The organism is Anaerotignum faecicola (genome assembly GCA_024460105.1).
Taxonomy (GTDB): Bacteria; Bacillota; Clostridia; order Lachnospirales; family Anaerotignaceae; genus JANFXS01.
On the sequence record JANFXS010000002.1, the window covers coordinates 159,279 to 171,553 of the forward strand.

Genomic DNA, 12,275 nt, shown 5'->3' on the forward strand with positions numbered 1-12,275 from the left:
AATTTCTTTACCAAACAGATCTGATAAAATTTCTCTCACTTTCGGATCTCTGTAATCTAGCTGATTGAGTTTTGTTGTTAATTGTAAAGCCAAATTTATTCTGTCTAAAATCAATGGAAAATCTTATTTTCCGCGGAGAAATCACTGCTCCTGAAAGTTCTCTTTTAAAAATATCCATTTTGCTCCATACCTTCTCTCGTTTACTTTTATTTGTTATTTTTTATCACCTTGGCTGTGTAATAGGAAATACAAATCCAGAATACCATCATTGAGATATATTCCATTAAAAATATTGGTAGTGGTTGATTTACGTCAAAAAATACAAACTGATTTTTTAAAAACATGTAAGACAGTAAGTCATTTTCTAAAAACTCATAAATACCAATGATACAAATGAAAAATATAATAATCCGCAACATAAAAATCTGTGCCTTACATAGCTTCTTTTGTTTCAATGCTTTTGACCCCAAATTCATTATCATTCCCCAATGCAAACCAATATGTATGCTCATGAAAATAAATCCCCAATATGCTGACGCCATATGAAGCAATCTTGCAAATCCCATTCTTCCTTCAATCGGAAGAGACGAAAAAACCTCTCTTGATATGATAACACTGCTAATCATTAATCCTATCATACAAAACAGCACGAAAAAATTTATGACTGTATGAACAATCCGAAGCATTGTGTATTTTCCTTTCAAAAGGCTCCTATACCATCTCCAGTTTAGAATATGATGCAAAATAAACAGTATAAACATTGCAATACCTATCCATTCATGAGCAATTTCTCCAATTAGCATATATGGCATTTGACACAGGAGCAAAATTGTCATAAATATGTCAATGAACATTTTTTGTATCATTCTGGGTTTCAATCATAATCCCCCCTTATATATGAAACATTTTCATTTATTTACTATAAAAGTATATCTCATTCTTTATTTAGTGACTAATACCTATATTAAATTCCTAAATATGCCTTAAAAGTATGGATTGATATTTCCATAATTTTTTCTTCAAATACTTTTCATTGTTCTCCACTTTCCGCTCTTATATCGGTAGCAAAACGCAATAGACCTTGCCAGCCAGTCCATGCCCATGGCAATCCAAACGCCAATAATTCCAAAATGAAGTACAATACCGAAAAAAACAGCAGAACCAAGCCGAAACAGCACCATTGAGCCAATTCCTACAAACATTGTAAAACTTGCATCTCCTGATGCACGCAGGCTGTTTGCCAAATTAAAAGATGTTGGATGAAGAACAAATGCCAATATATTATGCATCACAATCAGTATTGCAGCATATCGCAGCGTTTCTCCCGATAAATGATAAAACTGTAAAATAAGTGGCAATAGTATACAAACAATACCACCTAATAAAGCGGTAGAAACATAAGATACCTTCATCAGTTTTTTTGTATAGTTTTGGGCATCATCTGGCAGTCCTGCTCCAATACACTGTCCCACCACGGTAATCATTGCTAAATTGACTGCATTCACAACCATAACAGCAATTTGATCGATACTGTTTGCTACTCCGTTAGCTGCAATCTGTTCTGTGCCAAAAAGGGATACGATACTGGTAACGAGTACTCTCCCCAAAGCAAACAAACCATTTTCAATTCCACCTGGAACAGCAATACGCATAATTTTTTGCAGTAAATCCTGTTTCCATGTAAAAATATTTTTGAAACAAAGAAAAATTAAGTAGTTCCTATTAAATGCCAACACTGTCATTATTATTGCTGACAATGCTCTTGAAATTAATGTAGGAACAGCCACCCCTGCAACTCCGGCATGAAATATCTGTACACCAATGAAATCTCCAATGATATTTACTATATTCATAAACAACGAAACATACATTGTCATGTTCGTTTTTCCCATAGAACGAAATAATGCTGCTGAAGCATTATAAATGCCAAGAAAAGGAAAGGAACACGCAGTAATAGAAAAATAAATCATAGCAGATCTCATTACATTATCTTCAACTCGCCCAAAAAGCACTTGCAGCAAACTATACCGAAACAACAAACACAACACCATAATCCCAATAGATATGATTACAGATATTAATAGCAGTTGACCTGCTGACTCTTTCGCTTTGTCCTTTTGACCTCTGCCAATATATTGCGAAACAATCACCGCGCCTCCAGTCGCAACAGCAGCTAATACTGTTATAACAAAATAATCTATCATATCTGCCAAAGCCACACCAGAAACGGCAGCTTCTCCTGCGGAAGAAACCATTATGGTATCTGTTATCCCAACCATAATAGACAAAATTTGTTCTATCACCAATGGAATTAATAATTTCTTCAATGATTGATTGCTAAACAACAAATACACCTCTTTGTTTAAATCAAAAGTAATCGGCAATGCTTTTTTCCTTTATCATAAAACTAAACATATCTTCTCATGCTTTTCTGCGATGACAGATTGCTCATTTTAGAAAAATATTTCAGGTGTATGTTTCGTCGATGATGTTTCACAATGCCGGAAATATATTTTTCTTTTTCCATAGTAAACTTTTTCATTTATGAGTTTGTTCTAATATCCTAATGCTTCCAACCAGCTGATCACATCATTTTGTGAGTTTGGCACATCTTCCTCATAAATATCAAACACATTTTCTGATAATTGCGCATTTTCAGGCAGCACTTCTTTAATATCCTCAACACTGTTTGCAAGACCACCTGTTCCATGCGAGCAGAACAGATAAATTTTCTTTCCAGACAAATCATTTTGTTCCATAAAAGATAAAAGTGCCATAGGAGCACCATACCACCAATTAGGATAGCCAAGAAATACTGTATCATAGCCTTCCATGTTCTCCACAGTTTTTATTAATTCTGGTCTTGCGTTATCTGAACGCTCCTGATTAGCTCTTTCCAAACATGCATCCCAATCACTGGAATACGGCTGTGTCACTTGAATAGAGAATAAATCTCCCCCAATTTCTTCCTCTATCCAGTACGCCATCTGGGCAACATTACCAGGGGCAATTACACTAGGAGAAGTTACTGCATCTGTTTCGCCTTCAACCACAGCGTTATCTGCCCAGGAAAAATACGCTATAAGAACACTATTTCCATCAGAAGTTTCTTGTGGTAATGCAGATTCATTTATTTGAACATCTTTTTCATATAAAAGGAAATCCTTATCTGTCTGATTTAAGGCTGTTGATATTGATTCTTCATCTTCTGAACTACATGCTACAAATGAAAACAGAAAAATGAAAGACAAAATAAGTAACACCTGTTTTTTCATGCCATATACCTCCTTATCTTTTTGTAACGAATAATACTAGAAACAGACTTTATTGACCTTTATCAACGGTCTTTTTATTCTTATTATATACCAAGCACAAATCAATAACTAATACCTATATTAAATTCTTAATTATGCCCAAAAAGCATGAAAAATGCACATTTTTTCTCTAATTAAGAAAAAATGTGCATTTGACTTCTCACAATTAACAAGCGATTCCCTTCAAATACAGGTTTCCATGATCTTAAGTTAATCATTAGCTAAAGTTACAAAATCCACTTCCAGACCATCTATCCAAGATCTTACATCTGATTCCGTTGCACCTGCTCCAAATCTGTGACCATCCATCCATACTGCATTTTCAGTTGAATTTTGAATTTCTTGTGCACTGGAACCTATACCACTGCTACCAGAAGTACAAAACGGAATGATTGTTTTTCCACTAAAGTCATAGCTTTCCAAAAACGTGTTTATAATTCTTGGTGCTTCACCCCACCAAATAGGATAGCCAATAAAGACAACATCATACTCATCCATATTCTCTATGTTTCCTGAAATTGCAGGTCTTGCACTTGGATCATTCATCTCCAAACTGGTACGACTAGAATCATCACCATAGTTTAAATCCTCATCAGTATATGGAATTTGAGGAATAATCTCATATAAATCTGCATCCAAAATGCTGCTTATGCGGTTTGCTACTCCTTCCGTATTTCCTGTACAAGAAAAATATGCCACCAGAACATTTTGCTCTGTATCCGTATTTACATCCATTTCTGGCTCAGAAGGAGATACATTTTGTCCAACCTGATATCTCATTATTACCGCTGCTACTTCCGCTCTTGTTGCATTTCCCACAGGGTTAAATCTGTTGCCTGTTGTTCCGCTCATATATCCACTACTTTGTGCCCAATCCACTGCCTGCTTTGCCCATGATGAAATCTGTTCTTCATCAGAAAAATCTGCTTTTACATCAGTTTCCGGACTTCCAGCGTAACGCCACAAAATAGCTGCAATCTGCTCCCTTGTTACAGCATCTTCTGTACCAAAAGTATCGTTGTTATAACCGCTTATGATCCCGTTTTGGGATGCCCACAAAACTCCATCAGAATACCAAGCATCCTCTTCTGTGTCTGTAAAATGATCTGTTCCTGTAACTGATGGACTATCATCCATACGGTATAATACTGTTGCAAGCATTGCTCTTGTCATAGACTCATTTGGAGAAAATGCCGTTTCGTCTGTGCCACTCATTAAGCTATTTTCTGTACAATACATGACTGCGTCTGTATACCACGCATCTGCAGATACATCAGAAAATCCTGTATCCTCAACTGCCGCAAAAGCAACTGTCATTGTTGAAAACGCCATTAAAAATATCAGAGCAATCATTAAAATATGTTTCAAAATTCGCATTAATTTTTCCCCCTTTTTATTTTTTAATTGCTATGTTAAGCTTATGACTTAGAGCTGATTTCATCCGCCACCTCAAAAGAAACATCTACTCTGTTTGGCAAATCATGGAACACAGAAAGATCAGAGGTTACTTGTCCAATTGGATAAACTGCCATGGTTAAATTAGGATGGTCTGTTTGTGCATAGAAAATTGCTGCTGTATTATTGGTTGGGCAATATGTAATATCGCCATTATCAAAATATAACTGTCCTTCACCTTCTACTGTAATATCATAATCTATACCTCCATATACTTCTCGACCTCCATAGTTTGACATTGAAATCGTTTGTGGCAACTGTGATATAAACTGTTCTGCCATACTATTGTCATATAAAATGCCTTCCAAAACTGCATCTCCAATGGTGATATATACTTTCGTCTGTTCTTCAGCAAGATGATTGTTTGATTCCAGATTATTCAGCTCTAGACCTTTCAACCAATTATCTATCGTTTCTTGGGCTCCAGAAACTTCTGATGCCTCCAATGCAAGCCCCTGTTCTACCGTTGCATTTTGGCTGGATTGTTCTACTTCAGAATAACTACTGCCTGCCCCATATCCATCATGTGTACAAAACGGAATGATCTTTTTTCCCGAAAGGTCTGCACTTTCCAAAAATGACAGAACAGGAGTAGGTACCGAAGATGCCCATACAGGATATCCCACAAAAATAATATCATATTTCGATAAATCCACTTCAGATATTAGTTCGGGTCTGAAATTTTCTCCCTGTTCTTCATGATTCTTATCTACAACATCATCAAAATCAACGGGATATGATTCTGAGGACTGTATCAAATACAAATCGCCACCTACTTCATCCTGTATCATTTCAGCAAACAGTTCTGTTGTGCCTACTTGTTGCCCGTCATTTAATACAATACTCGCAGAAGTAGTTGCATCTACATCAGTTCCATAGTCTGTATTCCCCCAACGTGAAAAATACGCCACCAGAACATTTTGCTCTGCATCTGTATCCGATTCAGAAGGAAATACATTTTGTCCAGCCTGATATCTCATTAATACCGCGGCTACTTCCGCTCTTGTTGCATTTACAGCAGGGTTAAATCTGTTGCCTGTTGTTCCGCTCATATATCCACTACTTTGTGCCCAATCCACTGCCTGCTTTGCCCATGATGAAATCTGTTCTTCATCAGAAAAATCTGCTTTTACATCAGTTTCCGGACTTCCAGCGTAACGCCACAAAATAGCTGCAATCTGCTCCCTTGTTACAGCATCTTCTGTACCAAAAGTATCGTTGTTATAACCGCTTATGATCCCGTTTTGGGATGCCCACAAAACTCCATCAGAATACCAAGCATCCTCTTCTGTGTCTGTAAAATGATCTGTTCCTGTAACTGATGGACTATCATCCATACGGTATAATACTGTTGCAAGCATTGCTCTTGTCATAGACTCATTTGGAGAAAATGCCGTTTCGTCTGTGCCACTCATTAAGCTATTTTCTGTACAATACATGACTGCGTCTGCATACCACGCATCTGCGAATACATCAGAAAATCCTGTATCTTCCACCGCTGCAAAGGTAGGTACAGACATTACAGCAGTCAATAATCCTGTAACAAAAAGCATAAAGTTTCTTTTTCTCATTTTTACCCCCTCCTTTTAATAGGGCTTTACAACCATTTTCAAAACAGGATCATCTGTTGCCGTTAATCTTTCAAATGCATGTTGTAACTGGTCCAATGGAAGAATATCTGTAACAAATTGCTCCGGATCAATGATTCCATTTGAAATTAGCTCGATGGTTTCTTCAAATTCTCGGCGTGTACATGAAACACTTCCATGCAGACGAATCTCATGAAGCACAGCCTGATTCATGGAGAAATCAACTTTATCCTCCATAGAATTTCCAATCATAATCACTTCTCCGCCAGCTTTTACACTATCTATGCAAGTCTGCAAAGATTCCCCTGAACCAACTGCCTCAAATGCTGCATCAAAGCCGCCATTTGTTGCCTGCAGCATTTTTTCTTGTACTTCCATATCATTTCCATCAAAGAAAGCATCAAAACTTCCGCATTCTTGCGCTTTTCTTATTTTTACATCATTCACTTTAGACATTGCCACAAAAGATGCGCCAGCCTTTTTTGCTAAGCATCCGATCAAATGTCCTATAATCCCACTACCCACGACCAACACTTTACTGTTTAATCTAATATCTGAATTTTTCACTGCATGATAAGCAACCATTAGTGGATCAATCAATGCTGCTGCTATATCTGAAACCGTATCTGGAAGTTTATATGCATTCATTGCTTTACCAACAAATTTTTCGGCATAACCTCCATTGCAGACAAATCCGATATAATTTGTGCCATTCACATCTCTGCATAGATGTTCTTTTCCAACTTTGCACATATCACACTGACCGCAGTATAAATTTGCCCAAAATACAACTCTGTCACCCATTTGAAAACAACTGTCACCAGGATTTGTAACAACACCACAGAATTCATGTCCCATGATAAAATCAGAATGATCACCTTCATACCAGCCTTTTCCAGTTTTCCACATATGGATATCACTTCCGCAAACACCACAGGCAGAAACTTTAATTTCAATCATGCCTGGTTCCATTTTAGGAACAGGTACATCCTTCATTTTGATTTCTTTTGGTCCTACCAATACAGCGGCTTTCATCATATTATGTTGCATATTAACTCCTCCTTTTGTATCATAGTTATTCTGTATATCCCAATTGAGTCAACCAATCATCAATATCATTCTGCGCTTCTGCTACACTTGCATCACGAATAGATAGCCCTTCTTGAACAGTTGCCTCAGGTTCCATACTTCTAATGGCACTGATTGAATTGGAAAATCCGCTGCCACCAGATGTAACAAATGGTATTACTGTTTTTCCAGATAAATCTACTGAATCTAAAAAGCTGTATATTGCCATTGGCATATCACCCCACCAGTTTGGAAATCCAAGAAATATTACATCATATTGATCCAAATCTTCAGGAAGATTTGACAATTCTGGTCGTGCATCAGCACTTTGCTCTTCTTGTCCTTTATCAATGGTTTCGTCATAGGAATCCGGATATTTTTCTACAGTTTGAATAGAAAATAGGTTTGCTCCCGTTGCTTCTGCAATCATATTGGCAACTACACCTGTATTGCCAGTCAGCTCATTATTCCATAACTGAATACTTGCCGTGGTAGAAGCATCAACACCCTCAGGCAACTCTGCGTTTTCTGCATAGCTAAAATATGCAACCAATATACTAGTATTATTTTCTGATGTAGATGATATTTCTGCGAAAGAATCTTCATCCTGCGACTGTTCCTTTGAAGATACTTCTTCTGAATATGATTGAGCACTGCCTGACACTGATTCTTGTTGTGAACTTTCTTGACTTTTTGTATCACCACATGCTGACAAAGAAATTACCATTGCGCCAGCCAAAATAAACGAAAAAAATTTTTTCATATCTAACTACCTCCACATATAATGAATAATAAATTACTCTGCTAAAGCAAATGTAACATCAATACTTTCCTCAAACTCATCAAAAACAGCTAAATCGGAAGTAACCTTGCCAATGGGAATTACGTCCACTGAAAGCTCAGGATGATCTGTCTGTGCATAAAATATTGCCATATTGTGATGTGACTCACAGTATGTTATATCACCATTTTCAAAATTTCTTTGACCACCTTCCAGATTTTCAGGATAAAACTCTACTCCTCCATAAAATTCCCTTCCACCATAACCGACCATTGAAACAGTCAGTGGAAAATACTCCTTAATTTCATCTGCAAGTGCAGTATCATATATCACTCCATCTAACACGACATCGCCTATTGTGATTGTTATATCTGTTCCATCTGCTTGAGAACCTTCATTGCTTTTATTTTCAAATCCAATATTACTGAGCCACTGTTCTATGGTACTTGTAGCTTCTAGCACATCAGAAGCCTCAATTGCAATGCCATCCACAACTTTTTCAGCGTTAGGAACAGCATTTGCTATATTAGTATAACTATTGCCTGCGCCATAACCATCATGTGTGCAGAAAGGAATAATCGTTTTTCCCGATAAATCATATTCCGACAAAAAAGAAAAAATAGCTTGCGGTGCATTAGTAGCCCAAATTGGATACCCTATAAATATGGTATCGTACTTTGATATATCTAAATCGCTTTCTATAAGTTCTGGTAAAAAGCCTTGATCCGCTTCTTCATGATTTTGATCAACAACATCATCAAAAACAGATGGATATAATTCTACCGTTTGAATTTTATAAATATCACCACCAGCATTTTCTTGTATCAATTTTGCTACATATTCTGTAGTTCCATACAGTTCATCGTTATCTACCACCAAACTAGCTGACGTACTGGCGTCAACATTATCTGAATATTCTACGTTTTCTTTTAAAGAAAAATAAGCAATTAAAATTCTTTCTTGTGTGTTTTCCGCCGGTTCTTTCTGACCGCTTTCCAATTCTAAAGCAGGCTGACTGCTGCTTTCCAACTGCAATTCATTCTGACTACGGCAAGCGGAAAATGAATATGCCACAATAAATAACAATAAAATCACTACCACTTTTTTCATCAATTTATACCCCCTTTTAAACTTTGTTTTTCTAGTTGATAAATCATATCGTCCAGCTGATCCAACAACTGCTGTTTTGCATGAATTTCGTCTAATAATTGATATCTGCACCTACGGAGAATTTGGATGTGTTCTCGATATGTATTTGTTTTCCTTTTTGTAAGATTCTCAAAACATTTTTATGTATGTAAATCTATACCTGTTTTAGAAGTACTCCTAATTGTGCAACACACTGTAAATCCATTTCTTTATAGCCCATAGTACCATCATTATTTTTCTTCTTTTTATTTCCAAATTTATTTGAAACTGCTTATATGCCTTTTGAGTACTCTTTTTACGCATTTAACAAAAAATGTAAGTATAGTCAAATGAGAATTACACTCTATCAAACTACACTTACATTATAATTGGAAGATTTTTTCATGTCTAATACTTATTATATATATAAAAAAATGCCTATCAGGCATTGGTTGATAGGCATTTTAATTTTAATGTTCTTGTATTGCAAAATTTTCTTTTATATGTTCAATAAATTTCGACGCTGCCAAACCAAATGGCTGTTGACGTTTCCATGCCAAAATACTGCTTGCAGTAAGTTCTGGATAAAGCGGTCGGTAAGTAACCTTTTCCTGATCCCACAAAGAAATACTACCTTTAATAATAATAGAGTAAGCTAATTTGTGATATACCATAATAGAACTATTAGCAGATAGATTACTAGTAAAGAGAATATTTAACTTATTAAAATCATTTCCAAACCAACTTGCCAATTCACTTTGAACATTTAATCTTCTTGGGAGAATTAAAGGAACATCTATTAAATCTGAAGACGTTACATAATTTTGTTTAGCTAAAGGAGAATCTGGCGACATTACGACAACCCATTGTTCTTTGTTGTTTAAACGAATAAATTCAAATTTCTCCATGTTTATTGGTTCCAAAAGAAGACCAATATCAATTAAACCATGTTCCATTTGCTCTCTTACATGATCAGCCGTAGCCGTATATAAATCAAATGTTACAGCAGGGTATCGCTCATGAAAAGAGCGAAATAACTCAGGGAGCATCTGCACTGCTCCTAAATCTCCACAGCCAATTGATACAGTGCCCTCAACCATTTCATCCTGTTCCGTCAATTCTCGTTCTGTTTTATCCACTAATTGCAAAATTTCTTCTGCACGACGGCGCAACAATAATCCTTCATTTGTAAGTAAAATTTTTCTTGTTCCTCTATGAAACAGTTTTACACCCATATCTTCTTCCATCTGTGACAATTGTCTGCTCAAAGTAGGCTGTGTAATATGTAAAACATCAGCAGCTTTTGTAATACTTTCTTCCCTCACAACAGTTAAAAAATATCGAAGTACTCGAATCTCCATTATACCACCTCCTATTTTGCTAACACAATTTTATCGTATCCATGCTTAAAAAGCAATTGTACTATTTAGCATTCTTTGAAGGTATTTATATTCAAAAACAGCGAATTGCTTCAATCTATATCTTTACATATCATTATTAAAGCAATTACCTATTACTTATATTTAAGTTTTTCTGTTTTTCTAGTCAAAACAAAAAACTGGTTCATAACTACTCAAGTATCATCATGAAATTTGCTGAATAAAATAACAATACTATTGAAAAAAAATCTTTAGCACTTTAATGACATTTTCCTTCAAGATTATCACCCCCTTCCAAAATTTGTCGAAAAAATTTTTTCAAAAAATGGTTATATTTTGGGAAACCACTTTTTTGTCGATTTTCAGAAACGAAAAAAAGCAGTGAGATTTGCCTATCTCACTGCCCGAAAAGCGTTTTTTGACTCCAAAAACGCTATGTCATCTATAAAACTGGATTTTTTGGGGCTTTGAAAATCGCCCTCAAAAACCGCTGGAAGCCTTGATTTTACTGGCTTTGCAGCTATGTCATCTATTTTGATCACTCATCCCAATTATGGTAAACATTTTGAACGTCATCATCATCGTCAAGTAGATCAAGAAGCTTATTCATTTTCTTAATATCTTCTTCATTTGTAAGCTCTGTATATGTTTGCGGTATCATAGTCACTTCAGCGCTTACCATAGGTATTCCTGCCGCTTCAAGCGCCTCGCGCACCGCGCCTATATCATCAGGCATGGTTGTAATTTCATAGCTGTCCTCTTCAACTGCAAAATCTTCTGCCCCTGCATCAAGGGCAATCATCATAAGCTCGTCATCGTCCATATCTATTTCTTCTTTATCAATAACAATAAGGCCTTTTGTATCAAACATAAACGAAACACATCCGCTTGTTCCCATATTGCCTCCGCCTTTTGTAAATGCGTTCCTGACATTAGCAGCGGCGCGATTGCGGTTATCAGTAAGCGCTTCTACTATTACCGCCACGCCATTAGGTCCATAGCCTTCATATGTTACATTTTCATAATCAACGCTCCCATCAGCACCCGATGCTTTTTTAATACTTCTTTCAATAGTATCATTAGGCATATTGTTGCTCTTTGCTTTCGCAATAACATCGCGTAATTTACCATTATTTGAGGGATCTGGGCCGCCGGCTTTAACCGCAACTGCTATTTCCCTTCCAAGCATAGTAAAAATCTTGCCTTTTGCAGCATCATTTTTTTCCTTTTTGTGTTTAATGTTGGCAAACTTTGAATGTCCCGACATTTAATTTCCTCCTCAAAACTCTTTAATTACTTAAACCGGCCAATTTGGCTTATCTGATTAATTATACACAAAAATAAAATCCTTTACAAGTAAGTTATAAAGGTTATAATAAATTAGTTTATATTTGTAAAACATAAGCTATACCTGACATATAATTAAAATAATTTTATGGCAAAAAAACTTTCCTTCCATTGAAGCCGGTAAATAATATACGGCAGATATGAATAGGTTCGATTTACAGTGTTTCACACGCTTGGGGCCGGTTCCACTGTTCCTATGCATATGCGCCTTGAA

At 36.2% G+C, this 12,275-nt stretch carries 10 protein-coding genes; all 10 read right to left on the minus strand.

Annotation, left to right across the window (positions count from 1 at the left end):
- Positions 1-206: 206 nt before the first annotated feature.
- Complete coding sequence (locus tag NE664_03445) at positions 207-878, minus strand: DUF4405 domain-containing protein (GenBank protein MCQ4725716.1); 672 nt, start codon at positions 876-878, stop codon at positions 207-209.
- A gap of 141 nt (positions 879-1,019) precedes the next feature.
- Positions 1,020-2,384 (minus strand): MATE family efflux transporter, encoded by a 1,365-nt coding sequence (locus NE664_03450; protein ID MCQ4725717.1) that lies wholly within the window; start codon positions 2,382-2,384, stop codon positions 1,020-1,022.
- 171 nt (positions 2,385-2,555) lie between these two features.
- Positions 2,556-3,275, minus strand: a complete 720-nt coding sequence (locus tag NE664_03455) for a flavodoxin (GenBank protein MCQ4725718.1) — start codon at positions 3,273-3,275, stop codon at positions 2,556-2,558.
- A gap of 249 nt (positions 3,276-3,524) precedes the next feature.
- Entirely contained in the window at positions 3,525-4,691 is a 1,167-nt protein-coding gene (locus NE664_03460; GenBank protein ID MCQ4725719.1) for a flavodoxin, read from the minus strand.
- A 41-nt stretch (positions 4,692-4,732) separates the two neighbouring features.
- Entirely contained in the window at positions 4,733-6,340 is a 1,608-nt protein-coding gene (locus NE664_03465; GenBank protein MCQ4725720.1) for a cyclophilin-like fold protein, read from the minus strand.
- 15 nt (positions 6,341-6,355) lie between these two features.
- The gene (locus NE664_03470) at positions 6,356-7,408 is read right to left on the minus strand and encodes an alcohol dehydrogenase catalytic domain-containing protein (protein ID MCQ4725721.1); all 1,053 of its coding nucleotides are present in this window, start codon (positions 7,406-7,408) and stop codon (positions 6,356-6,358) included.
- A 25-nt stretch (positions 7,409-7,433) separates the two neighbouring features.
- Complete coding sequence (locus NE664_03475; protein MCQ4725722.1) at positions 7,434-8,189, minus strand: flavodoxin; 756 nt, start codon at positions 8,187-8,189, stop codon at positions 7,434-7,436.
- Between the two features lie 33 nt (positions 8,190-8,222).
- Positions 8,223-9,317 (minus strand): cyclophilin-like fold protein, encoded by a 1,095-nt coding sequence (locus tag NE664_03480; protein MCQ4725723.1) that lies wholly within the window; start codon positions 9,315-9,317, stop codon positions 8,223-8,225.
- A gap of 488 nt (positions 9,318-9,805) precedes the next feature.
- Positions 9,806-10,696 carry a LysR family transcriptional regulator gene (locus NE664_03485; GenBank protein ID MCQ4725724.1) on the minus strand — a complete coding sequence of 297 codons (891 nt, stop codon included), beginning with the start codon at positions 10,694-10,696 and terminating at the stop codon, positions 9,806-9,808.
- 556 nt (positions 10,697-11,252) lie between these two features.
- The gene (locus NE664_03490; GenBank protein ID MCQ4725725.1) at positions 11,253-11,981 is read right to left on the minus strand and encodes a YebC/PmpR family DNA-binding transcriptional regulator; all 729 of its coding nucleotides are present in this window, start codon (positions 11,979-11,981) and stop codon (positions 11,253-11,255) included.
- Positions 11,982-12,275 lie beyond the last annotated feature (294 nt).